Consider the following 26254-nt stretch of genomic DNA (forward strand, 5'->3'; position numbering starts at 1 on the left):
GAAAGACCTACTTTCAGTAACCTCTGTGTCATAATTAGTATCAGAAAATTACAAATTTCCTTCGATAGCAATTTCATCCACATGCCCTAGCGTTGCGGCCACCCATCGGCCTACATAATCAATAAATTCAGCGCTGGATGGGTTACTGGTTGCTAGTATAGACCAATGGTTCAGGATCACATTCCATTCCGATTTACTAATCCTATTCATGCCGGTATGATCAAAATTCTCAAAGCCTTTCGCCTTAAGTGGATATACCTCCTTGATTCCTTCGTATAAAAGCTGAAAATCCTCGCGATAAATCCATAAGCCGACACCCAAATTATCACGCCAATGCCCCTTCTCATCTTCAGCATAAGGGTACAAGCCGTAGCCGATATTCCCATCGCCGTGACGATGAAATTGCCGTACATCGATGAGATTATCTTTTTGGGTGATATAGAGTGTCAAAGGGGGCTGCTCCATATGCTCTTTTATTTGCAAGACGATTTTCTCGAATTGCTTCTGTCTGCTGTTATCTTCCAAACGAATAAAAAAGCTACATTTCAATATGAAATGCCCGCTCCATCTCTCTTGCTCCATCCACTCAAAAAGAAACAATTCTTTAGTTGTTCGGTCTGGTCTGCCTGCATTCACCCATTCGAAAAAAACGGTTTCCTCTTTTACGGCTGTAATAGATGAACCTGTCTCAACAAGAGAAAAGTGCACTGTGCCAAAATACTCTATCAAAAACGACTTGATCCGCAGTTTTTGTTCATGGAGTGTCAGATAAGATGTGCAAGCAATATCAAGGTCATAACGCAATAATATTACTCCCTTTAGATTGTGGTAATGGGGGAATCTATACTTATAACTGGACTAGTGATTATGCTTTAATTTATGGCCGACGGGGATCAATAACGGAATGTTCGGTGCCTTCCATGTAGGAGTCGAAGACTTCTACTCCTTCTTGCAAAATCAGGGTGGCTTCTTGCGCAGTGACAGGTACCGCCCATATGACTCGGACAATCTCGTTGCCTATCTGAATCTCCTCCAGATCTTCGCTTTCTCCCCTCAGCTCGTCAAGGAAAAAGGCCTTCGTCGACCAGTTTGCCGGAGCAAGACTGCTTTCCTCCATCACTCTTGGTATCCTGGAATCATGGGATGTTTCAATATGATGCGCGATTAGATCGCATACATACGAGAATATCCGATCGACAGACTCTCCGCCTAAATCATATGTCAAAGCCATCATCCATTCCGTACCGATCGGTTGTCCATTGGAGCGGAGGGTACCGGATAACCCGACGGTCGAAAATCTCGCCACATCGTTCTCGCTTACTGCCGGAAAATAATAGATTTCCACGTTGACCGCTTTTTCGGGTTGGTTCAGGATGACCCGGTACTCTGGCATCGACCATTCTTTGATAAAGGCACCAAGGATGATAGTCCTTCGAATATCGAACGCATGCTCTCTCTCTTTGCTTGATTCCATAAACATGGCAAGCATTCTCCCTCTTTTCTTCATGATCCGTTGGAAGATCACCCAGTATTGTTTAATATAGCCGCATAATTGCACCACTCATTATTATAAAATCATCAGCGCATGCAAAAGCAACCCTTTAGCATATCTTGAAATGGAACGGACTTGCTTTTATTGACTCAAAAACTTGCCGCTACTTGTGATACGGTTGGATCATGTCGGGAATGTTATCAAGTTCTTGTCATTTCATTTTGACAAAAACTTGATAATATAAAACAAAAAAGCCGCAAATTATGCGGTTTTCAATGTTACTATGTTCATGTCAACTGTCATATATATCGCTAACTATATTTCACTTTAGATTAAGCCCTTTTCAGTCAGTATTTGAAGTTTTTCACTCGGTATGCTTCGAATGAGATCCCCATGCTCAACGTCTAATGATTCCCAATCCGAAAAAACTACAAAATCGTCGGTAATTGGCATGATGGTGTAGCTGTTCTCTACCCATTAGACACCTCTTTATATAAGTTGAATTATATTATTCGATTAATTGTTTCAACAATCCTGCACTTTAGTTGAAACATGGCGGATCACCTTTCAGGGAATCCGTAAGGTTAACCGCTCTATCCGAAACGGCAATTAATTTTCGCCCGCAGCTTTTTCGCACATGGACTTCCATGGCAAAAACCGCACAAGGCTTCGGCCGACGGCGAGGAAACACGTTCAGTCTCGTCCAGCAGGGTTCTCAACATTAATATGTACTCTGCTATAATTAAAATCAACAAATTTAGGAGAGATGAACATAGTGATCATTTCCGAAAACGATCCTCTCTCGGTCATCTTAATCAAGTCAATCCGCACCGGAGATGTCCCGGGATTGCAGAAACTGCTCACCGGAAATCCGGGACTTGCTACGGTGAGAATTATCGGAGGCGATACGTGCAACGGGAACGTGTCGCGTACGCTGCTGCATGTGGCTACCGACTGGCCTGGCCATTTTCCAAACGGTGCGGCGATGGTGAAAGAATTGGTCAACGCTGGTGCTGATGTGAATGCTCGAATCACCGGCCTCCCTCATGGTGAGACACCTCTTCATTGGGCTGCGAGTAGCGATGATATCGAGGTGCTTGACACGCTTCTCGATGTCGGCGCTGATATTGAGGCGTCTGGTGCGGTCATCGCCAATGGAACGCCGCTGGATGATGCAGTGGCGTTTGGGCAGTGGAAGGCTGCAAGCCGGCTGGTTGAGCGCGGTGCAGAGTTCACGCTCTGGCACGCGGCCGCGCTTGGACTGTTGGATGACTTGGAAGCCCACTTTGCCGGGATCACACTTTCACGGCGATATCCGTGGGGAGCAAGTCACAATCCACCTCCGGATGAAGTTACCGTCGCCTTCTGGTGCGCTTGTCACGGCGGACAGCGGCACTCTGCCGAGTATTTACTCAAACGAGGGGCTGAACTGAACTGGATTTCCGTATGGGATGGACTGACCCCCTTGGATGCAGCACAACGAAGCACCACCGGCGAGTTGGTTCAGTGGTTACGCAACCGGGGCGCTAAATCTGCCAAAGAATTGCATCGTTAAGACATCGTAAATAGTCCCTCTTGGACATCAGATGGGGACTCGAGGACTTAACTTATGACCGATGCATGAATCCGAGTAACGAGGCTACTTTGAATTTGCTTCTGCAACTCTTCTTATGTGGTCTTCTCTTTGCCTCAGTCTATCTCCTGTCGCAATTATATTTTTCCTTTTTTCAAAGTAATCTTTATTTGTCATATCCAATAAATATCTGACTATGCCTACTTGCGCCCATCTTTTAGATCCTTCTTTGAATATCTCTTGTTCGAATTGAGGAAGCATATCTTTTGTTCTTTCATACGATTTAATCAAGTCGTTTAAAGAAATATTGAGGTTAATAATTTCATCTAATAACGTAGTAGTATCTTTAACGTTTCTTTTTCGATCTGGAAAATGAAAATCTAAAAATGCTTGTAGACTATCCAAGTTTAATTGGGGGTTGGGTTCAGATTGTGTTTGTCCTTCTTTTAGTTCATTTACAAGACTGTTGATATATTCTTCTCGTTCTTCTTTTAACACTTCAAATCTATCATCTGCTATCTCAAACAACGCACTTAGTTGGAATAACTTTCTTTGGAATAGTTCTGGAATGTGTTCTTTCTTCTTATAGGAAAGTTTGTGAGATATATCTGCCCAAGCGTGCATTAAAAGCGTTCTAATTTGTATCTCTGCTTTTAATTCACCGAGCTCTCTAAAATTGGGGGCTTTCAGCCAATCTTCCTTCAGGGATATGACGAAGTGAAACGATCTGTATCCAAACTTATCCGGCTCAAGCGTCTCGCTTTTGTCTTCAGAATCTAAAATTTTAAACTCCTCTTTAACTATTGAGACAACTCGGTTTATATCTGAAGGATAATAGCAAATCACTCTTAGCCCGCAAATATCGTCAATTTCTTCGAACGGTTTCTTATAATTTTTTCGGTCATTTTTCTCGTAAAATGATTCAAAATCTTTAACCCTACATTGTACATCAAAAGGGGATATCCTGTTTACTGATTAGGTACCTCAGGGATTCTTGAAGATTGATAGCTAATCTATTGTATTTTTCAATAACATTGTTATACTCATTTCTCATCTGTTCTTTGTCCATTAAATAATTCTCCTTCCTACTCATTTTTTCGGATAACGTTTATTTCAAAGTTCGCTAACTAGCCCTCACTTTATGTGTTAACGAATCCTTCTTTATTACCACAATCATACCACGAATATGGAAAACATTGTCGTATCTGAGCAAACAATAACCCCTAAAACCTATCTTTAGGGGGGTAAACATATCACTATTCTATTTTGATCATCCATCAGGATTGAGACAATGTTCTTGTCACGGTCGAATGACAAGAACATTGTCTCATAAAATAAAAAAGCCAAGATATACGCGACTGCTATTAGTTTATTTATATCTTCCATATGCTTTAGCGTAAGACACAATTCGCCTATACATTGTTTTATCCTTCATGTTCTTTAACGGATAAAATTGCGGCCTTGTATTCACCTCCAGAATCCACAGCTTTCCCTTGGAATCCAAAGCCACATCCAAACCTAATTCTCTAAAGCCTCTCTTATGACGATCAAAGTTCTTGGCAACTTTTACTCCCAATTGCTTCAGTTCGGTTTCTAACCGCTTAGCCTTGGTAAGACTGTATCCTGATCTGGTCACTGTTTGAGTGAAGAAGCCAATCTTCCCTCCTTGGTTATAATTAGTGGCTACCATGCCCGGAGTACCGATTTTGGTGAAGATCCCAGTGCTTCGCCATTCCCCTTTATCCGTTTTCTGGACCATGACACGAATATCGAATGGTTTTCCGTTTGTTCTGGCTAGTTGAATTCCCTTTTGTAAAAGATAGGATCTTTTATTGGCAAAGCGATTTAACTTATTGTATAAGGCATTCAAAGTTGAATAATGAGATTTGACAGTTTTCAATTGCGTTTGAAAACCCCAATGAACTTTCTTAACACGAATAATATTTACCCCGCCAGAACCGGTAGTTGGTTTGAAGAAGACAGTAGAATAATCAGAAAGCATCGCAGTTAAATTGTCTCTCTGAAAGAGTCGCGTACGTGGAATATGCTTACGCAGATTTCGTTGTTTCATTAGCCAACTTGTTTTTGTCCATTTACTCACGATTGAGCTGCTTCGATATTTATTCAAAATAAGAGCTCTCACCTCGCTTTTATTCCAGCGTATGAACGGTAATCGAAGCTTGTCACCTCTTATGCCTATATTGTGAAAGGCAAAGTTTTTAGCCTATTATTTTCTGGCCAAATCGGTAAATAGTCTTGGCAAGCGTACCGAATAGATCGACGAAATGTCCGTTAATGCAAAGAAGCTGCCGATCATGCCGGCAGCCTCGTTCTTTCCTGCTTCAATTAAACAACAACGCTCCACAGTTAGTTAAGAAAGCAATACGATGGGTAGCTTCATTTATTCCTGTACAATTGAGTTTGCAGATTTTATTGTCTCCTTTGTCTCCCCGTGTCCAGCACCATATAGGTTTAATACGACTACCCCAATAACAATCAATGCAATTCCGACGACACTTCCTGTATTTATTTTTTCTTTCCAGATCAATACGGAAATAATCGCCGTTGCTACTGCTCCTACTCCAGACCATATCGCATAAGTCATGTTTAATGGAAGTGTTTTAAGCGCAAGTGAGATAAAAAAGAATGAGATAACAAAGGCAACAATCGTGAAAACAGTTGGATATAGTTTGGTAAATCCTTGTGATGCCTTAAGCATCGATGTACCGATCAACTCGCCAACGATAGAGATTGCCAAGAATAAATAGGCCACTACTTTACCTCCTGAATACTGTTTTTTAACTGATCGATTATCTTTTGCCTTAGGTCTGCTTTGGGCGGGGCCAGCCCAAACATTTCAGCAAACCAAAGACCATCTATAGCTAGACGAACAAGCGTAGAACGAACGGGGTCCAATTCATCATTCTCAATTTTTTTCTGAATCTCAGAATATTCGTATTGCAACCGTTGCAGCATTTCTGGATTGGTAAAGCGAGCAGCAGAAATCGCCGTATAAAGATCATTCACGTCGCTCTCTCCAAAAAATGAAGTTTCGATATAAGACCTCGTCCACTTTCCTTTAGAGTGTGGATCGTCATTTGCCCTTTTGTTAAACCCCTCGACAAAGTGATTGGATAGTTGTTCAATCACGCCAAGGATCAAAGCATCTTTATTTGGGAAATGATAGAGCAAGCCCCCCTTACTGATGCCCGCCTTTTTGGCAACGGCCTCTAACGTTAACTTTTCAACACCTTCTTCATTTACAATTTGCGAAACCGTTTTAAGAATCAGTTCTCTCTTCAGATCTCGTTTTATCGTACTCATGTTATCTATCACCCTCATTTATTGTACCGTCCAGACGGTTTTAAATCAAGTCGTTAATATTGTACAACTAACCGGTCGAGAATCAGTAATCGGTACAGATAACATGAAAAACCCGCGATTTACGCGGGGGAGAATCAGTACATATTCTTGACATCCGACACGGACAGTTGACCTATGACACAAATACGAACCGCAGTGCTAACCTGCTTGATAAATGGGTTCGCAAGCTAGCTTGTCGAGAGTTTCAATTACTTTTTTTCACGAACGAGCAATTTACCGATCACCATAATAATAAACAAAAGTACTATACCAATTATGAGATAAAAGATAGCCGGGGCTTCACCGCCGCTGCTCATTCGAAGAGGAATCGAATTACCCATCCTTACTCGCAACTCCTTAAGAGGTCATTAGTCCAAAAAATTCATGGGATTTTGCTGATTATTGTTTTTCTCGATTTCAAAATGCAAGTGTATACCAGTTGATCTTCCTGTACTTCCCATAATACCGATAATATCTCCTTTCTCTACTAGATCGTCTCTCTTCACATTGATTTTGCTTAAATGTGCATATAGGGTTTGGTAACCATTCTGATGATCGATAATGATATGATTACCATAACCTGAATTCCTAGCAGCATATACGACCTTACCACTATCAGCCGCAAATATATTTCGATTAGTTGAAACCGTGTCAATCCCCTTGTGTTGTCTGCCCCATCTCCTGCCATAATCGCTTGTAATTTGTGGTTTAACAATGGGCCACTTGAACGATCCGGTACCTATGCCCGGAATCACTTTGGAACCTTGTAAGACTTGTTTCGCTATTGGTTTAGAGGTAACCTCTGCATCCACCAAGATTTCGTCAACAAGTTCTCCGTTTAACTTAATGGTGTTAAAGGTTAACTTCTTAATTCCTGGCTTTCCAGGATTAATCACTTTACTTGTTCCTCTACGCATAGTCTCATCGTAGGTTACCTGAACTCCGCTTGGAATAGAGACAGTTTGACTAGATATTTCCTCGGTTCTCACGGAAAGCAGCGGACGCTTTACAGTTAAATCAAGCTCATCGCCAATGCCAATAAAATCATTTTTTATCCAAGGGTTATTAGTCAAAATATCTTTCTGGGAGATATTAAATTTCTGAGCCACGCAGGAGATACAATCCCCTTCCTTTACTCGATACATAATAGTCTTTTCATTGTCGCCTCTTAATACTCTTGTGAGTTGATTCTCTGTTAGCAATTCCGATGGATCGACAGTAACTTTTACGAAAGTAACCGGCTCCATAATCTTTATGGATTTGAGTTCTGTTTTGCTTTTTAACCCACTTTGATAAGATAATGCCTTTACTTCTTGCTTGATAACCTTTGGATCGTACATAGACTCAATTGTTTTAAGCACTTTTTGAGCGACTTGCTTGTTTTTAATATAACCCACCATTTTTCCTTCTACGAGTAGTTTATATCCAGAGGCTTCAATGGAAAATCGCTCTTCTACCTGTTTGATTATTTTATCGTCTTTGGTTTTACCCATAAATTTTCGCTGTGAGTTGATTTTAATCTTGCTAGAAGTATATTCAACATCTGGGAATTGCATTTCAAATTCAAGCTTCTTTGCGACAATCCAATCCTCAACAACATCAGGCGAACTTGTAGATCCAATTAATTCGCCATTTATCCAGATATTAAAGATTTCTTTTGTTTGATTTTTTGCCCAGAGTCCAAGTCCAATAGTAATGAACACAATAATGAGTAATACAACTAACCAATAAATATAGATCAGTCGAAAGGACCTAATCAAGACTGGCTTACGCATCTGTACCTCCTAATGAAAGATGGAATCACTTTTAATACTACATTAAATAGTTTAATCGCATTTAACTATGTTTCTAATTCTGCTTTAATTCAAATTGTACTTTGGGCATTCCCTTTTTTATGAGCTTCTTCCATCAATTCTTCGTAATTCTCTACAGCTGTAACTCTTCTGGCCGTTACATATCTCTTTTCGTAATAGGAATCGGATAGTTTGCTAATACTGACTCCCTTGCTGCTGGCGGAATGCGCAAATTTTCCATCACCAATATAGATACCAGCGTGCGAGATACCCTTTCCGCTTGTATTGAAAAAGACAAGATCGCCGGGAATAAGATCAGATTTATTGACTTTTACTCCGGTTTCAGACTGATCTTTGGAAGTGCGTGGAAGTTTCAAATTAAATTGATTAAAAATATGCAGGATAAATCCCGAGCAGTCGAATCCTTCGGAGGTCGTACCCCCATATTTATACGGGGTTCCCATGACTTCGTCAATCGCAACATTCAGTTTTGTGTCGTTTGCATAAGCAGTTCCAATACCTGAAAACAACAAAACCAAACCAGATAATAAGACAACAAATTTTTTCATATTACATTCTTCGCTCCTTTAGACCAACATCGCTAAAATAAACAATTAAATTACATTGCGTAGTATAATTCCATTCTCGTTTCATAAATCCTGCTCTTCGAAGATTAGAATCTTTTCATCCTTTTATCTTTTGGATATTAAGATTTCTTTCTCATAGTTAAAAACCTGATCATCGGCATCCGTTATCTGGATATTGACGCGCCATTCTCCATACATCTTAAACAAGGTTTCCTTTGCAGAATAGGTGTACTTATCAAACCCTTCAAACCCGTACGGATCCGCTCCTCCATTTAAATAAGTCATGGGCAGAACCATTTCGGACGCTGTTTCCTTCAACTCTTTTAATCGAACGGAAACTTGGCTAGGTTTCCCTTCTCCAGTAGGTAGCCATACATCTAATTTGAAGTTTTGATCGGGAGAACCAGGATGAATGCGAAAGGACATATGAGCCCTCTCACCCATTTGGTGCCAACTAATGGACTCAAAATTTAACGCTTTATTTTTGTTAATCATGTTAAATACGATTAATATTACAATCATTAGTATGAATGCACCTAACATAAGTTTGAATGAATTTTTGCCTGCAATCATTTTCCTCATTACAATCCCTACCCTCCAATTTAACGTATACGCATAATAAAACTACAGATTATAGTATTAATTGTCAGCTGAAAACTCGACATAGGATTGAGGATGGATCTGCTTATAATCCATCCTCAGTCAATTAAATGCAGCCCAGAATAATGATAACCAACATGAAAATCAAGACAATCGTAGAAGGTAATAAAGATTTCCATTCAAATATAGGCATGTGAACGGAGGAGTGGGGGTCTAATAATTGCTGTAACCGATAATTTACCGATTCTTTGGCTAGATGCACCCCATGAGCGTATTTATAACTTTTTTCGCTTCTTAGAATCGTGATTAAAACTTGCGCCAAGTGATATTCGCTTCCAGCACGATATATTGCGTATCGATCAGCAAGCAATTCCATCCAAACTTTATAATACTGAACTAATCCTTTTACGATCGGAAGAAAAGCCAAACATTCCGCTATGATAGTTAAAACAAAGTGTTGTAGTGGATGTCGATGCTTATAATGATATAATTCGTGATAAACGATTGCACCTAATTCATCTTTACTAAATCGATTCATCATACCGCTTGATAGGATGATTCTAGGTTTCCAAAAGCCGATTGTCATAGCCATCAGTTTGGGTTCGGAAACGACTTCAATTCTAAGAGATTCGTGATTAAGGATCTCTGTCAGTTTTTTAGTCATCTCATTGTTCTTCTTGGATAAGAGATAACTATTCCATTGCCTATATAATTTGGCTTGTTGAATTAAATGTTTACACAAAACTAGACAAGAAAAAAGCAGTATTGCATTTAATGAAAGTTCCCACAGAATATGATTTGTAAACGTATCGTCGATTACGGATAAAAAAACATGTAATAAATTCAATTCCAATGGTACGTCGCTCAGTTGATGAACTAGGATATAGCTCATTTGGATAGCTACCCATGCCCCAATGGATAGTATCCAGATTAATGCGATTTTAGGTTGACGCGGCATATGAAATCCTGCAGTTCTCATGATTTGCTTTTTATTTCGTTCAGTTTTTCCTCTATCCGTTCAATCAGTTGGGCATCGGCTTTATCCAGGTTATCAATAAGATGACTGACCATAAGCGAACCGAAGTCTTCAACAAGCACATCGGTTACAGCCTTAGTCTGTTCACGTATAAACTGTTCTTTATTCTGAATCGGAGAGAAGAAGGTGATTCTATTTCTGCTGTTTCCGGTGGATTCTTTATGCAAATGTCCCTTTTCGGCCAAACGTATCATCACTGTCATGACCGCATTGAGCGAAATGGGATCTTCCTTATTCAGAATCTCGTGCATTTGCTTGATTGTCAGTTTATTTTTTTCCCACAAGGCTTCCATGATTCTCACTTCAAGAGAACCGAAAAATCGATGAAGCCCTTCTTCGTTTAAGTTGATTTTTTTTACTTTCACGACCGCTGTCCTCCTTTGCCCTCGTTTCTTTATTTTATCACGAATGTCCAGATGACATAACCCATACCGATCCGGCAACTACGGTTATAGCAATGAATAATGCAAACAACATTGTCCCGGTTTGTATTTTGGCCTGCATTTCTGTCATATGCATGAACATCAGAAGCTGTAAAACAGCTTGAAGGAACGCGAAGATGTAAATCACAATCATGATGATATTCAATGGCAGACCAGAATCAAAAGCTACCCAAATCGATATAAACGTTAGAACAATGGAGAACAGATATCCTAATAGATGCTTCCAGGGAAACTGCCTATGCGGGATTGGGCTTGTTTCCGGCTTAACCATGATTCATCACCATCCTGGATAAATAAACGCTTGTAAAGATAAAAATCCAAACGACATCAAGGAAGTGCCAATACAAACTCGCAATGAATACCTTGGCCGAGGTCTCAGGCGTCAACCCCCATTTGGCAAGTTGAAAAAGGATAAGCAAGATCCAGCCAATTCCAAACGTCACATGGGCCCCATGAGTCCCCGCAAGTACAAAAAAAGCAGACCAAAAGGCACTCGTTCCGATGTTTGCGCCCTCATGAATGTATTGAACAAATTCATAGATTTCCAGTCCGAGGAAGCCAACGCCTAGGAGTACCGTAACGCCAAGCCAAAAATACAGCTTTCGAAGCTGTCCCCTGCGCATCTGGTGTATGGCTAAACCGCAAGTAAAGCTGCTCGTTAACAAAAGCAAAGTTTGAATCACAACGCCTTTTAATTCAAATAGCTCTTGCGGCGTTGGCCCCCCGGCTGTTCTCCCGGTCAGAACCGCATAGGTTGCAAATAAGGTTGCAAACAATGCGATCTCTGCGCCCAGGAAAATCCAAAATCCAAGAATATTGAGCCTTCCCGTTTCGGATCTATATTCTAACGGTAACCGCTCATCCAATTGCTGATGCGCATTCCCCATACCCTAAACCCTCCATTTACTTTTTTCCGAGATCGCATTCGATCTCATCCACGCTGACATAGTACCCTTTATCTTGATCTAATGAACGGAGAATGAGGATGACAAACACACCTACAAGGCCTGCAATGGCCATTCCATACCATTCAAACACAAATCCAAATCCGCTAATAAAAAAGAATAACGACATGATAAAGGGTTTCCCGGAATTGCTCGGCATATGAATGGGAACAATCGCTTCAGCAGGTTCGGTTGTACCCGGGTGTCCATCTTTCTTCATTTTCCAAAATGCATCTAATCCCGTTACGTTGGGAAGAACGGCAAAGTTATAGTGAGGCGGTATCGCATCTTTGGTTGCCCATTCCAAGGTTCTTCCATCCCATGGATCTCCGGACAATTCTCGTTTTTCATAACGCAAGCTGTAGTAAATGTTATAAATAAGTAGAATAAATGCAAACCCCATCAAGAAAGCACCGATTGTCGCGATAAAATTCAAACTGAACCATCCGCTCCCGGCTGTGTAGGTATACACTCTGCGCGGCATGCCGGCAAGGCCAAGGAAGTACATCGGCATAAAACAAATATTAAAACCGATCGTAAACAGCCAGAAACACCATTTTCCGATCTTTTCATTAAGCCTGTGACCGAACATTTTGGGATACCAGTAGTGGAGGCCTGCGAAACAAGCGAATACTGTCCCTGCTATCAATACATAATGGAAATGAGCGACCAAGAAGTAGGTATTGTGATATTGATAATCCGCAGCTGCCATCGATAACATGACTCCGGTGACGCCTCCGATAACGAAATTCACGATGAAACCAAGTGTCCAAAGCATCGGAGTTGTAAACTTGATTCTTCCCTTATACATTGTAAGCAGCCAATTAAAGATTTTTACTCCAGTCGGAATCCCTATCGCCATCGTGGTAATGGAAAAGACTGAATTGACAAACGCGCCGGATCCCATCGTAAAGAAGTGGTGGACCCAAACGATAAAACTTAATCCAGCAATGATAACCATGGAGAATACCATCGCTTTATAGCCGAACAGGTTTTTTCGCGAAAATGTACTAATAATTTCCGAAAAGATTCCAAAGGCGGGAAGTATAACAATATACACTTCGGGATGACCCCATAGCCAGAATAGATTAACCCAAAGCATATCCATCCCTTCGCCGGCTAACGTGAAAAAATGGCTTCCGAATAATCTGTCGAACATCATCAAGGCTAAGGCTACTGTAAGAATTGGAAACGCGAAAACGATAATGACGCTTGTGACAAGAGAAGACCAAGTGAACATCGGCATGCGTAGCAGACTCATACCCGGCGCGCGCAATTTGAATATCGTCACAATAAAGTTGATTCCGGTTAATAGTGTGCCTATCCCCGAAATCTGCAAGCCAAGAATGTAATAATTTTGTCCCGGTCCTGGACTTAATTCGTTGCTCGCAAGAGGCATGTAGCTTGTCCATCCAGCTTCCGGCGAACCTCCGATTACAAACGAAATATTAAAGAGCATTGCCCCCATAAAAAACGTCCAGAAGCTTACGGCATTTAAGTACGGATAAGCAACGTCACGCGCTCCGATTTGCAGCGGTACGACAATGTTAATAATTCCGATTAAGAACGGCATGGCCATAAAGATAATCATGATCGTGCCATGTGTCGTAAAGATTTGATTATAATGATCCGCATTTAGGAATTCGGCATTCGGAGCTGCCAATTGCGTACGCATCAGCAAGGCGTCTACGCCGCCTCGAAATAACATCATAATGGCTGAAATCAAGTACATGATCCCGATTTTTTTATGATCTACGGTCGTTATCCACTCCCGCCACAGCCAACCCCATTTCTTAAAGTAGGTCAGTGCGAATACAAGTGTCGCAAAAGTAAGAACGATCGATACGTCTGCGCCATAGATTAAAGGATCGCCCGTTACAAAAAACTCATCCCATTTCATGTATGTCTCCCCCTTATTTGTGTGAACCTGAATGATAATTTGGTGTTTGCTTTCCTTCAGGTGCAGTTGAATCCACTGTACCTTGGGGTAATAGCCCTTCTTTCTCTCGGACTCGTAATGCATATTCAGGGTCGTTGACATGGTTAACCCATTCTAGATGGGTCGAGGAGAAGGTCAATTCCGGGGAATGCCCTTGAAGCATTAACTGATCGTACTTCTCTCTAGTAAGCTTGCTAGCGGTCGATTGCGTTTGAAGCACCCAGTTATCAAATTCTTCTGTTATCATAGACGTGACCTTGAATTGTTGTTCCGTAAAGCCTTCTCCAGTAAAATTTGCGTTCCGCCCTTCATAGGTTCCTGCAGCATCGGCCTGTAAATACAGTTCCGTTTGCATGCCTGCCATGGCGTATTTTTGACCGCCAAGTGCGGGGATCCAGAACGATGCCATAGAATCCGCCGATGTCAATTTGAATAAAATAGCACGATCTTCTGGAATCACGAGATGGTTTATCGTTTCTATGTTTTGTTCCGGATAACTAAATATCCACTTCCAATCGACAGACGTCGCATGAATAACGAGAGGCGGCACTTGTTCGGAACCCTTAGGCGGCCTCTCTAGCGCATAAATGGCCTTTACAGTAGGTATAGCCAAAGCAATAACGATAAGGATCGGTATAACTGTCCATAAGGTTTCGAGACGTTTGCTTCCTTCCTGCTCTGGCGGTTCATAATCCTGCGTTTCTTTTCTTTCCCTGTACCTCACGACAATAAAAAGGAATAGCAGATAGACTACAACCACGATCAACAACATAAAGAAGATTGAGAATAAAATAAGATCCTTTTGAATCTGAGCGACAGGTCCTTTGGAATCTAGTACGACATACTCGCATCCAGATAACACAAAGATCGACATGAGAAGCCCCAATAATGCAATTGGCTTCAACCGCTTAAGCATTTGCCCACACTCCCATAAGAAAATCTATAGACCATTGAACGATTCATTAGCATCATACACACATTAAACTATTAATTGTAGTATAATAATCAAGTGTCATATTTCATTCACCATTTATTCAATGGTAGAACACACTTTTTACATAGAACGTACAATTATATCCGTGGAATTCAATAAGCAATTTAAACTTCTAAGGAGATCGGGACTATGATGAATATGTACTTTACAATTATTTTAGGTTTTGGTTTATCCCTCACGCTTGCCCTTATTGTTGTAGGTGTTCTCTGCCTAAATCCAAGGTTAATGTTGCATCGATTTCCTCCATCAATCCAAAAACGAACACCTAAAAAAACAAAATCGGAACGTAAATATGATATTCTCCTTTCCATCCCCTACTATTCGATTTTATTGCTGCTTCCATTTCTATCTCTTTTTGTGCTGCGTTATATTGGTGATGGAAAAATGAACTATTGGGATGCAGCATTTCATTTATTAGTCATTTATGCGATTTATAATCTAATTGATTTCTTACTAGTGAATAGGTTGTTTATCGGATACTTGACTCCAAAGATCCTGGCATTATCAGATCTGGTTGGTAGGAAAGAATATGTGGGAGTTGCATTTCATTTTAGAGGTTTTCTGGCCAATACGGGTCTTTCAGCGGCAGTCAGCGGATCAGGCGCTCTCATCGTGTTCATCCAGTGAAAAGCGCTGCACATCTTCCGCCAGCGGAAGCGAGCAGCGCTTCATTCATCATTCTTAAGCTACTTTTTTGTCTGCCTAACTAAAAACATCATTATAGTAATAAGTAAGAATGCAATCAACGCCAAAAATGGAATCGTAATAAAACCTAACCAATTAATATAATCCAAATTGCATGGAACCCCGTTTGTACAAGGCTTTATACCTTCAAATCCAGGCACTTTTTGAAGCATATAATGGTATAAGGAAATAGATCCTCCGACAATGGATAAAGGCAGAATATACTTTTTCATCGAAGCCTCGCTGTGATACGCAGCTATTCCAAGTAGAATGCTTAACGGATACATAAAAATTCGTTGAAACCAGCAGAGCTCGCAGGGAATATACGCACGAACTTCGCTGAAATACAAACTGCCTAACGTCGCCACGATAGATACTATCCATGCGAAATATAGTAGGTAATGAGGAGCAATAGTTCTCAAGTTCATCTTTATGCTCCCAGCTCCTTGTCAATAACAGATTTGATTGATTCCATGTCGAATGGATTAGCAATCTTTATGCCATTTATCATAATCGTAGGCGTTTGCGTAATACTATAATTAGTCACCAGCGAATTATCAATTTCAACTTGTGGTAACGTCTCTCGATTACTCAAGTCTTCCTTCAGTTTCTGCACATCAATTCGTGGAGTAATGGCTTCAGCAAGTTCTAGAATTTTTTCCTCCGTAATCCATAGATTATCATGGTTTACTGCAGGCTGTGCATTGAACATAGCTTCATTAAATGCCCAGAAGGAGTCCTTGTTTTGAGAATAAATAGCCTCTCCTGCTAATGCGCCAAGTTCGGATTCATTGCCATGGAAAAGCGTATTGATGAATACAAGTTTCACTTTTCCGGTATCGATATACTGCGTTTTTAGTAGAGGATAATATTCCTGACTCCACTTCTTACAAGAAGGGCATTTATAATCTCCAAACTCTATTAGCGTAACTTTAGCGTCTTCTTTACCAATAACGGGTTGATTAACGATGGAGGGTTGTTCAGCCACTCGAGTCAGATCCTGCTTATTCTCCGTGCCTGCTCTATTGAGAATAAATAAAGCGATTAATAAAATAAGGATTACTGCAGTATATAGAACCAATGCCTTTCCGGGATTTTTTTTCTTTAGAGTCGACTTGGGATTCTTTTTTTTGTTGGACATTTCACATTCCCCTTAGTAACTGACATTTATTTACCTAATAATTTTCGGATGCGTATATCTATGTCTTCTTCAGTCATACCGCCAACAAAAATATCCATAATCTTCCCGTTCGGCTTTACGAAAAATGTTGTGGGATAGGATTTGAGCTTATACAGTCGTTCTACTTTACGATTCTGATCCCGGAGAATCGTAAAATCAAGGTTAAAACGATTCACAAAATTGCTAACTGCTATTTTATCTTCACTTAAATTAATGGCTATAATCTTAAAAGGTTCATCTTTCCATTTTTCGGATTGCCTTTGAAATTCCGGCATTTCTTTTACGCATGGAGGACAAAAGGTCCCCCAAAAATTGATAACCACTGCTTTCCCCTTGTAATCCGACAGCTTATACACTTGATCATCTATACCTAACAGTGAAAACTCGGGCGGCACATCTTCTTTCTTTAATACCACACTGGAAGACTTAAAAGTATTGCCGATAGCCAATCCTCCAATAATGAGGACGCAAAAGAGAATTACATACTGCACTTTTCTTTTTGTCTTTTGTTTATTCATTCCGAGGTCTTTCTCCCTTTATCCTGCTCCATAAGCTTATGAAGAGAAGAATGGTTCTGCAAACAATAAAAATGTCAGCCGCATTGAATATTATTACGATGGGAAGTCAATGAAATAAGGCCGTCAATGAGAATTGTAGTTTGAATGTAGGAGGCCATGGATATGATCGGGTAATCTCTCGCATTATTCCTCATCTGAGTTCTTAGTCAGTGTTTGATTTGAGATCTTCGGAATAACAAGGACAAATATCAATGCGACAATAGCGATCGCCACAAAAAAAACGACCATTTCAAACATAAAATCCCCTCCCCATCCGGCATATATACTACAAACTATAGTTTAATATGGGCGAATAGTCGGGTCAATCTTAATGTATTCATATCTTCAACTATTCATTGGTCTTGTCAATAAAAAGACACTCTTGAAAGAGTGTCCTTTCGTAAAAGCATGGTGAATAATAACACATATTTCAAGAAAACATATGAATGAATGCTCAATAATTGTTGACATTATCGGTTGTTAAGAATAATATATGAGCAAATACTCATTTGTTTTCGAGCATGGAGGTCATGCATATGGTTGAATACCGAGTCAAAGGCTTGTCCTGCGGGAACTGTGCGCAGTCTCTTGAACATGAAATTCGTCAATTAGAGCATGGGGAAACGGCTACGCTGAGCTTTAACAGTGGAAAGCTTACTCTGGATGAACGCGTACCCCTGGACATAGTTAAGGCGATCTTGAAATCCGATCGCGCATTTATTGAGATACCGAATACGGATTCGTCCGCTGGCGAACATGGTCATGCTCACGACCACGATGACCACGATCATGCTCATAGTCAAGGCAATAAAAAGATGATCGGTTTACTCGTTGCATCTACCGTCATTTACTTAGGTGCGATATTCATGGATGGCCAATCTCCAAATATTGTAGTCATCTCGATGTACTTAATTGCCACGGCTTTAAGTGGATACGTCACTTTTTGGAAAGGGCTTAAAAATTTATCTAAACTCAAATTCAATATCGACACGCTAATGACCATCGCACTAATTGGCGCGATTGCCATCGGTGAATGGAAAGAAGCCACCCTTGTAGCCATCTTATTTGGCCTCAACGAGTTACTTGAAGGACTCGGAATGGAAAAAGCTCGACGTTCTATGGAGACACTCCTTCAAGTTGCCCCTAAAGAAGCAACTAAAATCGATAATGGCAAAGAGAGCATCGTTCCAATCGCTTCTCTTCAAGTTGGAGATACTGTTGTCGTTAAACCGGGTGAGAAAATTCCATCTGACGGTTCCGTGCTTTCGGGTAGGAGTTCCGTTAATGAAGCCGCAATTACGGGGGAATCCCTCCCAGTAGAAAAAGCGGAAGGAGAACCCGTATTTGGAGGGAGTATCAACAATGAAGGCGTTCTGCAAATTCGAATTGAGAAGGCATACGAGGACTCCTCGCTAGCAAAGATACTTCACTTGGTTCAGGAAGCTCAAGAAACGAAAACACCAACCGAACTCTTTATTAATAAATTCGCAAAATACTATACGCCGCTTATCATGATCGTGGCTTTGCTTGTCATCGTCATCCCTCCCCTATTCCTGGGAGGAGACTGGACAGAATGGTTGTACCAAGGGCTTGCCGTACTTATTGTCGGTTGTCCATGTGCACTCATCCTCTCCTCGCCGATTGCCATAGTATCCGGAATTACGAGAAATGCCCGTAATGGCATCTTGGTCAAAGGCGGTGTATTTCTAGAACAACTAGGTAAACTTGACACAATCGCCTTCGATAAGACGGGGACATTAACAAAAGGTGAGCCTTTCGTTGAGAAGACCGTTGTTTATGACGAAGCCAATTTCTTAACGATCGCTGGAGCAATCGAAAAATCATCCTCGCATCCGCTCGCTAAAGCAATCATGAAGGAAGTGTCCAAAACGGGGCTTCCAATCCAGGATGCCGAAGATATTCAAGCCGTTTCCGGGCAAGGCATTACCGCTTCTTACGAAGGCGCGAGGTACTGGTTAGGAAATGAGAAAAGCATGGCTCATCTCTCGATACCCACGGATATTCAGAACACCATTGAGAATCTGAAGGAAATCGGACTTACCTTGGTCCTTGTGGCCGATAAGAAAAAAATATTGGGGATGTTCGGAATTTCCGATGAAATCCGTGAGGAAAGCAGATCGGTTATCGCGGCATTGCATCGAAGCGGAATACATCGAACCGTTATGCTTACTGGAGATCATCAGAAAACGGCTGAAAAAGTGGCCAAGGCAGTTGGTGTAACGGAGTATTACGGCAACCTGCTCCCAGAGGACAAGGTTGCCAAAGTAAAATACCTGGCCGATCATGGCACTGTAGGCATGATCGGTGATGGAATTAATGATGCCCCCGCCCTTGCATCCGCGCAGATCGGAATAGCTATGGGCAAGGGAACGGATAGCGCGATCGAAACTGCAGATGTTGTATTGATGCAGGATCACCTTGGGAAGCTGCCGTCAGCGATAAAGATCGGGAAACGCGTGAATCGTATCATCCGTTTCAATATCGCTATCTCGATGGGATTAAAGCTTCTTGCGCTGCTTTTAACGATACCTGAATGGTTGACTTTATGGGTGGCGATTCTTTCCGATATGGGAGCAACCATTTTCGTTACATTGGTGAGTTTGACTATTCTTATTGAACGAAAAACCATATCCTAGCCTTAATTAAAATCCCTTGGCCTTATCCGTTAAGATAAAGCCAAGGGATTTTAATTACAAGTAAAACAACAAGACGAATATTCACATGACCTATTCTTATGAGAAAGCATGAATGACTTGTCGCACTCTGTTCGCTAATTATTTCCATTATTCTTTCACTGTAAGTTTATATCCAACTCCCCATACCGTAGTAATCATGGCAGCCGCTTTCGTCGATACGGGATGCAGCTTCTGTCTTAGTCGTTTTATATGCGTGTCGACGGTTCTTAAATCCCCTAAAAACTCAAAGTTCCAGACTTCCTTTAGCAGCGACTCTCTGGAAAAAACTTTATCCGAAAATTTCGCCAAAAAATACAATAGATCATATTCTTTCTGCGTAAGGAAAATCTCTGCTCCGCGCACAGTGACTGTTCGTGCATCGTAGTCGAGTATGATTTCCGGAAGCACTATTTTATTGGTATGTTTTCTTTGTTGAGACACATTAATCGAGAACGTAGAAATACGCTGTAGAATAGCTCTGACCCGAACAATCACTTCGCGTGGACTGAAGGGTTTAGAGACGTAGTCATCTGCGCCAACATCAAATCCTTGTAATCGGAAGGATTCATCTGCTTTGGCTGAAAGGATGATTACGGGTGTTGTTTTTATCCTGCGCAAGCGCGTACATACTTCAATACCATCTACTCCTGGTAGCATGAGGTCTAAAATAATTAGGTCATAATAATTCTGAACAATCTTTTGAAGCGCGATTTCCCCATCTTCTGCTTCATCGATATAGTAGCCCGCATTCGTCAAATATAAACGTAATAACCGACGGATATGTTCATCATCATCAACAATTAATATTCGGTGAATTTGCTCGTTCATGAGAGAACCTCCTCTTGAACTCCTTATTTATGCGATAAGATTCGAATGTACCGATTAACTCGACTCATTTATTATTCTACACCGATTTTATACTACGAACGATAGTATTATAAGGCATTCTTATGACAAACGTTCATTGTTCTTTTTTGTTCTGTTTGGTGTCTTCTATGGGACAGACTTTATCCTTCATTTTCAAACTCTATTTCATTTGGCATGATTCCAGGAACTTTAATCGTAAAAGGAGCAAAGGTTATGGCGCTTCCATTCTTCTTTATGGCCTGAACTTCCAGTTTATACTCGCCTGCGGTATGGAACAGGTTTCCAGTTAGTTTGTAGACTCCCTTTTCGATCTTAAAAGCAGTATTAGCCTCTCCCCCACCCAAAGAAGTAAATATGCGAGCTTTCACCTTTTGTATGTCATTATCTTCGTTCAATCGAATCGTGATGACATTACCGCCGGCTACGATTGGTTTTACTTCTATATTTGCAGTCAATCCATTTATAGTTTGTATCTTTGGGGAAAAACCGCGAACAGCTTCTCTTGGAGCAAAATCAACGAGAATGCCTGCTGCTAACAAAACAACTATTGCTATCCATAATTCAATTTTTAAGTTTCTTTGAAAACTTAATGCTAACTTCTCTAGCTTTCGCTTTAGTATCGCTCGTTGCCAAATCGCAATGATCAATATCATAAATGATAATATGATTTTTACGGATAACATTTGTCCCCAGAAGCTGGTTATTAAGCTGGATATACTAAAAGTAGGAACATAAACTAGAGTCAAAACCACACCAGAGAGCGCAAGGACAAAGAAACTGATGAATGCCCATTTTGAGAATGATTCTCCTGCCTTTCTGAGCCAGGAAGTGGGTTCTTCTTTCGGTATCATTAGCATTAAGCCGATTAATCCGCCAATCCAAATCGCAGCGCCAAGAAGGTGGATACTATCTAGAACAGTTGACCAAGCCCCACCGTAACTTGGATCAACTGAATGACCATTGAAAGCCAGACCTAGAACCGCTAATAACAGTGCATACAAACGGATGGGCTTCACGATCAAACCGATGATCACAAAGGAAACTTGAAGTAATGTTACCTCTACAAAATTGAATCGAAGAAAATCACGAAAAACAACATCAGCATACTCAAGTCGAGATAGCCGTAATTCTAATAATAGGCCAATTATGCTGAAGGCATATAGAATGCACGACAAGATGTTCCAAGATTTAATATCACCGCTTTTCTTGGCAATTACTCTGTGGAACCAATTCCCTCCAAGAAGCGAGAGGAGTCCTACATAAACAATCCAATGCGTGATTTGCAAATTGCCTATTTGATTCCATAAGGTATCTCGCGAGTATGTATTTATTGAGGTTACTTCTGTCATTTCTTCAACGGCAAAATAAATAGTATCCACTTTAACGTTATTGCCAATTCGCGGGTAGGCCAAGAGTGTATAAGTACCCGGAGATAATTTTTCCTTTAGTTTAAGCACATAATGACCAGGGGTTTTCTGATCCGAAATAGGCAAGTCGGTTTCTACTATTCGATCTTTATCATTTAGTAAAGCCAGATCAAGTTCAACCGTTTCGTTATACCATAACTTTATTGTTTCAGGAGAACTCTCAGTAATACTTCCATCTTCAGGGAAAGTGCGTTCCAATAATAATCGCTTAAATCTCTCTTCCGGAGTGGTAAGCGTAAGCTTAATTTCAAATTGGTATTTTTCTCTAAGAGCATGACCGTCTAGAGAAACCACATCGATATCCACTGAATACGTTCCTGACTGTAAATTATCTTGGAGTGAGACAGATAGATGTCGATTGTCATTTGGGTCTATTTGCGGGTTTCCAACTTGTACTTCATCTTGTTTTTCATTGCGCACAATAACTGAGCTGCGATGAATCTGTACAGGGTCTTTAAAATATAATTCTATCGTCGCCGGCACGAACTCCAGAACCTCATTTACATTCGGGCTTCGATTTTCAATTGGCGAATGTGCGCTTACCGATAGTGCTGGAATGACCGTCATTAAAAAAATAAACAATAGAAGTATGCGCTTTAGCACACTAAATCCCCCTCAACTTTATCCTAAATATTAAAAAAGTTAGAATCCACCTATTTAATGATGATGTCTAGGTACATAAAGTCCTCACCCGACAACTCGCTTAATTATATTACAGTTCGTAGTATAATTCGTGAATTTGATACTATTTCCTGCTGCTTATGAAATAAAAACTGACAATCCTTCAATGTCATCAACAAACAAAAATAAACCATTTGCATGGCAATAAAGCATGCAGATGGTTTATTTTTGTTTGTTCGAGTTAATTACTTTTATTTTTTGAATCGTCTTCCATTAAGTCTTTTGTTCCCGATCTAAATTCCCTAAGAGTCGTACCAATGGCCCTCCCTAGCTGAGGCAGCTTTGATGGTCCAAATATTAGCATTGCGATTATAATCAAAAGCAACAATCCGGTCCACCCTATGTTTAATGGCATGAAGATCCCTTCGTGTTAGATTATTTTAAATTCAGATACTTACGAACAACGCAGTAACATACATCAGCACAATGCCTAGCGTCAGACTAGCCAGGTTAACCCAAGATACTGCAGGTCTAGCGCTTTTTTGGGCTTCACTAATAATCATTTTACTGATGACATAAATCACTTGAACAATGGCGCCAGCACCAATTCCGAAGAATAGTGCTGCCAACGTACCATTAAATACGAATCCTCCAATCCAGGTTCCGATAATTGCAGGAGAACCGGCCACGATCGCCAATGACAAAAACGTTCTCCAAGTAGGCCGTTCCTTCAGAAGCGGCGATGCGATGCCAACGCCCTCGGTGATATTATGGAGCGTAAATCCGATAATTAAAAACGTTCCAAGCGCTGCCTCTCCGGTTGCAAAAGCTGCTCCGATTGCAAGTCCCTCCCCAAGGTTATGGAGACCGATACCTCCTGCGATTTTATAAGCCACTTGCTTGCCACTGCTTTTATTTTTGCGTTCGCTCGCTTGATCTAACGCTACTAAGAACAAGAAGCTCAATAGAGCGCCAAACCATACCAGTCCTTCACCTTGGAATATTCCAGGAGACGCCGCTCCAAGTTCAAGCCCCTCTTGAAAAGTGTCTATAAAGAGAAAAAACAGCAGTCCCACTGTAAGAGCTAGTACGCCTTGAATTCCTGTGGGCGAAAATCTGCGTAGGAACGGGAACCATAATAATCCTAATCCCACAGGCACTACTCCTACATAAAATCCGATTAATGCATATTGAGAAAATCGTTTTGCATCGGGAACAGGAGTAAGGGCTGCAATAGGGACCTCACCGGAAAATATCAGACCATTTGTTGTTATGACAGTCAGGGTATAGGGATCTCCTTCAACCCATCCATATGGGATCTTGATCTCGATCTGATCGAGACGACTTAGGGTTGCACTTGGATGAAAAGTAGCGTTCCAGAATGCATCATTAACAATAACCTGGGCGATCGTAGCAGTATCAGGCCCTGAGTTAAGCACCTTCACTGTAAATCCTTCATCGGTTAGAATTATTTTCTCGATGTTTAATTGTTCAATCGGCGCAACGGAGTCTCCCTTTATTCCAGTTCCTACATTAGACAAAACATAAATGATCAATACAAGAATGATTAGCGGTGCGATTCCCCAAATCCACGCACGAGAAGTCAGTTTTATTGGTCGCCTATTTAATTCTTCTTGCATGTCTTGTCCTCCCCTCTATACCTTCGCTTCGAAGAAACCCATCCAGCCAAGCTCCGCAAATTCGCTCTGATGAGCATGGAACATATATTTTCCTGGCTCGGGAAACACGACTTCTAAGATGCCGCGTTGACCTTGGCATTGCATGATGGTATCCGTAACCGTTGGTCGTGCTTCGGGGTCCGCTCCGACTTCGTAATAATTAAAAATGTTCGCATGGAGATGAAACGAGTTGATTAAATCAAATTCCGTTAGATTACTCAAATAAATACGTACAAGTTCGCCGACTTTTACTTCGATTGGCCAGGCTTGATATGCAAATGCATAACCATTTACGGTGTACACTTCATTGGCGCCATCAAGATCTAAATCGAACCCATTCATGACCATGTTGAATTCCCGTGCCGGTCTCCTTGGTTTCTTGGGATCGATAATAAAATTCCCGTACAGCCCTTTGTGTATATGTTTAGCAAGCGGCGGAATATGGCAATGATAGACGTGCATCCCAGCAGGTTTTGCTTCAAATTCGTAAACAAACTCGGTACCGGATTGAACGGGTTCTATGCCGTCCATATTCGTAGGGTGTATACCATGAAAGTGAATCGAGTGCGGATGCTTTGAACCATTCCAGAATTTGATCCGGACTATGTCCCCTTCTGTACATCTAATCGTTGGTCCCGGTATCGTATCGTTATATGCCCATCCTGAAAATTTAATCCCTTTGGCGATTTCCACTTCCGTATCCATTGCTACAAGCTCATACTCTCTAACGGTGCGTCCATCCGCACGGGTACTCAATTTGCCATAGTCGAAATCGGTTAGAGCATTTATAGCCGCCTCAAGGCCTTTAGTCTTCTCTGTTCCAGGGTCGTATCCGTGAGTCATCGTGCTATGCTTCTGGTTATTCAATACGGAATGAAGTTCATGCTTATCCATAGCTTTAGCAGTCTTTCCAAACCATGTAGAAGGATTTAGTATTGAGCCTCCAATTACCCCCAATGTTCCAATAGCTCCCCACTTAAGAACTTCTCTTCTCGATATAGGGCGTTTCGGATCAAATGCCATATTCTTTGACCTCCATTATTTTCTTGAGGAAAATATATTCTCCTTGCGCAAAATAATTTCTCCCGAAAATTATTATGGATAAGAGACAAAATGTTTACCTAGTGCAAATTGTTGATCAACATAAGTATATGATGGTTCACGGAATATGTAAATTATTGTTTTCCTGGATGCGTGATAAGACACAACTTTTTAAGTGATGCTCCAGCAGAGTGTAAATTAACGCCTTTATTCCATGATTCTAATCTCCAATGCAATTCATTCATTAAATGGGATCAACTTTCCATCTCTCTATGATTGCTCTTACGGCTCACCAAAACATCGGTCGTGCAGCACCTACGACCTGCTCTGTAATATCCGAAACCTTGAATGAATACATTCGAAGTGTAATTACCACAAGTACTAGGAGGATTATTTATGGCAGAAAGACCTATTGGAATTATTGTATCGGAGCCACGCCCTTTAGCAGGCCAAAGCAGTCGTTCGAGCGGCAACTTCTCGACTGTTTGGTTTGGAGGTGCGCACCAAATGCTCGTGGAAGTTACGGTCGACGGTCGGATTGATGATACGATCGTCTTCAAAATCGCGGAAGATAAGAGCGGCAGCGACCCTGTAAGAGCTGATAATGTACGGAACAACACAGAATTACCGTATATAGAGAGCAATTCGCTATATATTATTGTAAAACAGTGTCCGCCGAACAAAAATTTTAAGGTTACGATTAATCCTTATGTGAGTAAATAGATAGCGATTCAATGA

Annotated in this window: 27 protein-coding genes; 4 read left to right on the top strand and 23 right to left on the bottom strand. The window is 41.0% G+C overall.

Features of this window, described 5'->3' with window-relative positions; all coding sequences use genetic code 11:
- Positions 1 to 48 precede the first annotated feature (48 nt).
- A complete protein-coding gene (locus tag ACFO1S_RS24520; protein WP_204602423.1) occupies positions 49 to 804 on the bottom strand; it encodes a hypothetical protein in 756 nt (251 codons plus the stop codon).
- Between the two features lie 73 nt (positions 805 to 877).
- The gene (locus tag ACFO1S_RS24525; protein ID WP_378127746.1) at positions 878 to 1480 is read right to left on the bottom strand and encodes a suppressor of fused domain protein; all 603 of its coding nucleotides are present in this window, start codon (positions 1478 to 1480) and stop codon (positions 878 to 880) included.
- Between the two features lie 778 nt (positions 1481 to 2258).
- On the opposite strand from ACFO1S_RS24525, the gene ACFO1S_RS24530 reads away from it, so the two are divergent.
- On the top strand, positions 2259 to 3047 hold the full coding sequence (locus tag ACFO1S_RS24530; protein WP_204602422.1) for an ankyrin repeat domain-containing protein: 789 nt from the start codon (positions 2259 to 2261) through the stop codon (positions 3045 to 3047).
- Positions 3048 to 3131: 84 nt separating this feature from the next.
- Here the strand turns inward: ACFO1S_RS24530 and ACFO1S_RS24535 are convergent, their stop codons facing one another.
- From ACFO1S_RS24535 to qoxA, 13 genes are all read right to left on the bottom strand, one after another.
- On the bottom strand, positions 3132 to 4028 hold the full coding sequence (locus tag ACFO1S_RS24535; protein WP_204602585.1) for a GTP pyrophosphokinase: 897 nt from the start codon (positions 4026 to 4028) through the stop codon (positions 3132 to 3134).
- Between the two features lie 406 nt (positions 4029 to 4434).
- Positions 4435 to 5166 carry a YheC/YheD family protein gene (locus tag ACFO1S_RS24540; protein ID WP_378127747.1) on the bottom strand — a complete coding sequence of 244 codons (732 nt, stop codon included), beginning with the start codon at positions 5164 to 5166 and terminating at the stop codon, positions 4435 to 4437.
- 300 nt (positions 5167 to 5466) lie between these two features.
- Positions 5467 to 5838, bottom strand: coding sequence for a DMT family transporter (locus ACFO1S_RS24545; RefSeq protein ID WP_204602421.1), 372 nt, complete (start codon positions 5836 to 5838; stop codon positions 5467 to 5469).
- Complete coding sequence (locus tag ACFO1S_RS24550) at positions 5838 to 6389, bottom strand: TetR/AcrR family transcriptional regulator (RefSeq protein ID WP_204602420.1); 552 nt, start codon at positions 6387 to 6389, stop codon at positions 5838 to 5840. Before ACFO1S_RS24550 ends, ACFO1S_RS24545 begins: the two co-directional genes overlap by 1 nt.
- Before the next feature lie 407 nt (positions 6390 to 6796).
- A complete protein-coding gene (locus ACFO1S_RS24555) occupies positions 6797 to 8203 on the bottom strand; it encodes a peptidoglycan DD-metalloendopeptidase family protein (RefSeq protein ID WP_204602419.1) in 1407 nt (468 codons plus the stop codon).
- A gap of 89 nt (positions 8204 to 8292) precedes the next feature.
- Entirely contained in the window at positions 8293 to 8790 is a 498-nt protein-coding gene (locus ACFO1S_RS24560; RefSeq protein WP_204602418.1) for a C40 family peptidase, read from the bottom strand.
- A gap of 123 nt (positions 8791 to 8913) precedes the next feature.
- Positions 8914 to 9390 (bottom strand): hypothetical protein, encoded by a 477-nt coding sequence (locus ACFO1S_RS24565; RefSeq protein ID WP_378127750.1) that lies wholly within the window; start codon positions 9388 to 9390, stop codon positions 8914 to 8916.
- 124 nt (positions 9391 to 9514) lie between these two features.
- The gene (locus ACFO1S_RS24570) at positions 9515 to 10387 is read right to left on the bottom strand and encodes a M56 family metallopeptidase (protein ID WP_204602416.1); all 873 of its coding nucleotides are present in this window, start codon (positions 10385 to 10387) and stop codon (positions 9515 to 9517) included.
- Positions 10384 to 10809 (bottom strand): BlaI/MecI/CopY family transcriptional regulator, encoded by a 426-nt coding sequence (locus tag ACFO1S_RS24575; protein WP_204602415.1) that lies wholly within the window; start codon positions 10807 to 10809, stop codon positions 10384 to 10386. The genes ACFO1S_RS24570 and ACFO1S_RS24575 overlap by 4 nt, the downstream gene beginning before the upstream one ends.
- Before the next feature lie 37 nt (positions 10810 to 10846).
- Positions 10847 to 11158, bottom strand: a complete 312-nt coding sequence (gene qoxD / locus ACFO1S_RS24580; RefSeq protein WP_204602414.1) for a cytochrome aa3 quinol oxidase subunit IV — start codon at positions 11156 to 11158, stop codon at positions 10847 to 10849.
- Positions 11151 to 11774 carry a cytochrome aa3 quinol oxidase subunit III gene (qoxC, locus tag ACFO1S_RS24585; RefSeq protein WP_204602413.1) on the bottom strand — a complete coding sequence of 208 codons (624 nt, stop codon included), beginning with the start codon at positions 11772 to 11774 and terminating at the stop codon, positions 11151 to 11153. Before qoxC ends, qoxD begins: the two co-directional genes overlap by 8 nt.
- 16 nt (positions 11775 to 11790) lie before the next feature.
- Positions 11791 to 13731 carry a cytochrome aa3 quinol oxidase subunit I gene (gene qoxB, locus ACFO1S_RS24590; protein WP_204602412.1) on the bottom strand — a complete coding sequence of 647 codons (1941 nt, stop codon included), beginning with the start codon at positions 13729 to 13731 and terminating at the stop codon, positions 11791 to 11793.
- Between the two features lie 13 nt (positions 13732 to 13744).
- Entirely contained in the window at positions 13745 to 14686 is a 942-nt protein-coding gene (qoxA, locus tag ACFO1S_RS24595; RefSeq protein ID WP_204602411.1) for a cytochrome aa3 quinol oxidase subunit II, read from the bottom strand.
- A gap of 207 nt (positions 14687 to 14893) precedes the next feature.
- On the opposite strand from qoxA, the gene ACFO1S_RS24600 reads away from it, so the two are divergent.
- On the top strand, positions 14894 to 15391 hold the full coding sequence (locus ACFO1S_RS24600) for a hypothetical protein (protein WP_204602410.1): 498 nt from the start codon (positions 14894 to 14896) through the stop codon (positions 15389 to 15391).
- 59 nt (positions 15392 to 15450) lie between these two features.
- Here the strand turns inward: ACFO1S_RS24600 and ACFO1S_RS24605 are convergent, their stop codons facing one another.
- The 3 genes from ACFO1S_RS24605 to ACFO1S_RS24615 are packed head-to-tail and all read right to left on the bottom strand — an operon-like array spanning position 15451 to position 17146.
- Positions 15451 to 15876, bottom strand: coding sequence for a disulfide oxidoreductase (locus ACFO1S_RS24605; protein ID WP_204602409.1), 426 nt, complete (start codon positions 15874 to 15876; stop codon positions 15451 to 15453).
- Positions 15877 to 15878: 2 nt separating this feature from the next.
- A complete protein-coding gene (locus ACFO1S_RS24610) occupies positions 15879 to 16589 on the bottom strand; it encodes a DsbA family protein (protein WP_204602400.1) in 711 nt (236 codons plus the stop codon).
- A gap of 26 nt (positions 16590 to 16615) precedes the next feature.
- On the bottom strand, positions 16616 to 17146 hold the full coding sequence (locus ACFO1S_RS24615; RefSeq protein WP_204602398.1) for a redoxin domain-containing protein: 531 nt from the start codon (positions 17144 to 17146) through the stop codon (positions 16616 to 16618).
- Between the two features lie 575 nt (positions 17147 to 17721).
- On the opposite strand from ACFO1S_RS24615, the gene ACFO1S_RS24620 reads away from it, so the two are divergent.
- Positions 17722 to 19842 (top strand): heavy metal translocating P-type ATPase, encoded by a 2121-nt coding sequence (locus ACFO1S_RS24620; protein ID WP_204602396.1) that lies wholly within the window; start codon positions 17722 to 17724, stop codon positions 19840 to 19842.
- Positions 19843 to 19989: 147 nt separating this feature from the next.
- Here ACFO1S_RS24620 and ACFO1S_RS24625 read toward each other — a convergent pair whose 3' ends face one another.
- The 5 genes from ACFO1S_RS24625 to ACFO1S_RS24645 form a co-directional block, all read right to left on the bottom strand.
- A complete protein-coding gene (locus tag ACFO1S_RS24625) occupies positions 19990 to 20709 on the bottom strand; it encodes a response regulator transcription factor (RefSeq protein ID WP_204602394.1) in 720 nt (239 codons plus the stop codon).
- Between the two features lie 179 nt (positions 20710 to 20888).
- A complete protein-coding gene (locus ACFO1S_RS24630; protein WP_378127755.1) occupies positions 20889 to 22778 on the bottom strand; it encodes a copper resistance CopC/CopD family protein in 1890 nt (629 codons plus the stop codon).
- Positions 22779 to 23037: 259 nt separating this feature from the next.
- Complete coding sequence (gene tatA / locus ACFO1S_RS24635; RefSeq protein WP_204602390.1) at positions 23038 to 23211, bottom strand: twin-arginine translocase TatA/TatE family subunit; 174 nt, start codon at positions 23209 to 23211, stop codon at positions 23038 to 23040.
- A 31-nt stretch (positions 23212 to 23242) separates the two neighbouring features.
- Entirely contained in the window at positions 23243 to 24436 is a 1194-nt protein-coding gene (locus ACFO1S_RS24640; protein ID WP_204602388.1) for a ZIP family metal transporter, read from the bottom strand.
- Between the two features lie 15 nt (positions 24437 to 24451).
- A complete protein-coding gene (locus tag ACFO1S_RS24645) occupies positions 24452 to 25498 on the bottom strand; it encodes a multicopper oxidase domain-containing protein (RefSeq protein WP_204602374.1) in 1047 nt (348 codons plus the stop codon).
- A gap of 414 nt (positions 25499 to 25912) precedes the next feature.
- On the opposite strand from ACFO1S_RS24645, the gene ACFO1S_RS24650 reads away from it, so the two are divergent.
- Positions 25913 to 26239 (top strand): DeoR family transcriptional regulator, encoded by a 327-nt coding sequence (locus tag ACFO1S_RS24650; RefSeq protein ID WP_204602366.1) that lies wholly within the window; start codon positions 25913 to 25915, stop codon positions 26237 to 26239.
- Positions 26240 to 26254 lie beyond the last annotated feature (15 nt).

It is taken from the genome of Cohnella boryungensis, from assembly GCF_042651945.1.
GTDB lineage: Bacteria > Bacillota > Bacilli > Paenibacillales > Paenibacillaceae > Cohnella > Cohnella boryungensis.

Excerpts from the sequence above, each read along its gene's own strand:
- qoxD (WP_204602414.1), bottom strand. The coding sequence starts at position 11,158 with ATGGTTAAGCCGGAAACAAGCCCAATCCCGCATAGGCAGTTTCCCTGG.
- ACFO1S_RS24620 (WP_204602396.1), top strand. The coding sequence starts at position 17,722 with ATGGTTGAATACCGAGTCAAAGGCTTGTCCTGCGGGAACTGTGCGCAG.
- ACFO1S_RS24525 (WP_378127746.1), bottom strand. The coding sequence starts at position 1,480 with ATGTTTATGGAATCAAGCAAAGAGAGAGAGCATGCGTTCGATATTCGA.
- ACFO1S_RS24615 (WP_204602398.1), bottom strand. The coding sequence starts at position 17,146 with ATGAATAAACAAAAGACAAAAAGAAAAGTGCAGTATGTAATTCTCTTT.
- ACFO1S_RS24555 (WP_204602419.1), bottom strand. The coding sequence starts at position 8,203 with ATGCGTAAGCCAGTCTTGATTAGGTCCTTTCGACTGATCTATATTTAT.
- ACFO1S_RS24550 (WP_204602420.1), bottom strand. The coding sequence starts at position 6,389 with ATGAGTACGATAAAACGAGATCTGAAGAGAGAACTGATTCTTAAAACG.
- ACFO1S_RS24640 (WP_204602388.1), bottom strand. The coding sequence starts at position 24,436 with ATGCAAGAAGAATTAAATAGGCGACCAATAAAACTGACTTCTCGTGCG.
- ACFO1S_RS24530 (WP_204602422.1), top strand. The coding sequence starts at position 2,259 with ATGAACATAGTGATCATTTCCGAAAACGATCCTCTCTCGGTCATCTTA.
- qoxB (WP_204602412.1), bottom strand. The coding sequence starts at position 13,731 with ATGAAATGGGATGAGTTTTTTGTAACGGGCGATCCTTTAATCTATGGC.
- ACFO1S_RS24625 (WP_204602394.1), bottom strand. The coding sequence starts at position 20,709 with ATGAACGAGCAAATTCACCGAATATTAATTGTTGATGATGATGAACAT.
- qoxC (WP_204602413.1), bottom strand. The coding sequence starts at position 11,774 with ATGGGGAATGCGCATCAGCAATTGGATGAGCGGTTACCGTTAGAATAT.
- ACFO1S_RS24650 (WP_204602366.1), top strand. The coding sequence starts at position 25,913 with ATGGCAGAAAGACCTATTGGAATTATTGTATCGGAGCCACGCCCTTTA.
- ACFO1S_RS24605 (WP_204602409.1), bottom strand. The coding sequence starts at position 15,876 with ATGAACTTGAGAACTATTGCTCCTCATTACCTACTATATTTCGCATGG.
- ACFO1S_RS24565 (WP_378127750.1), bottom strand. The coding sequence starts at position 9,390 with ATGAGGAAAATGATTGCAGGCAAAAATTCATTCAAACTTATGTTAGGT.
- ACFO1S_RS24560 (WP_204602418.1), bottom strand. The coding sequence starts at position 8,790 with ATGAAAAAATTTGTTGTCTTATTATCTGGTTTGGTTTTGTTGTTTTCA.
- ACFO1S_RS24645 (WP_204602374.1), bottom strand. The coding sequence starts at position 25,498 with ATGGCATTTGATCCGAAACGCCCTATATCGAGAAGAGAAGTTCTTAAG.
- qoxA (WP_204602411.1), bottom strand. The coding sequence starts at position 14,686 with ATGCTTAAGCGGTTGAAGCCAATTGCATTATTGGGGCTTCTCATGTCG.
- ACFO1S_RS24570 (WP_204602416.1), bottom strand. The coding sequence starts at position 10,387 with ATGAGAACTGCAGGATTTCATATGCCGCGTCAACCTAAAATCGCATTA.
- ACFO1S_RS24610 (WP_204602400.1), bottom strand. The coding sequence starts at position 16,589 with ATGTCCAACAAAAAAAAGAATCCCAAGTCGACTCTAAAGAAAAAAAAT.
- tatA (WP_204602390.1), bottom strand. The coding sequence starts at position 23,211 with ATGCCATTAAACATAGGGTGGACCGGATTGTTGCTTTTGATTATAATC.
- ACFO1S_RS24600 (WP_204602410.1), top strand. The coding sequence starts at position 14,894 with ATGATGAATATGTACTTTACAATTATTTTAGGTTTTGGTTTATCCCTC.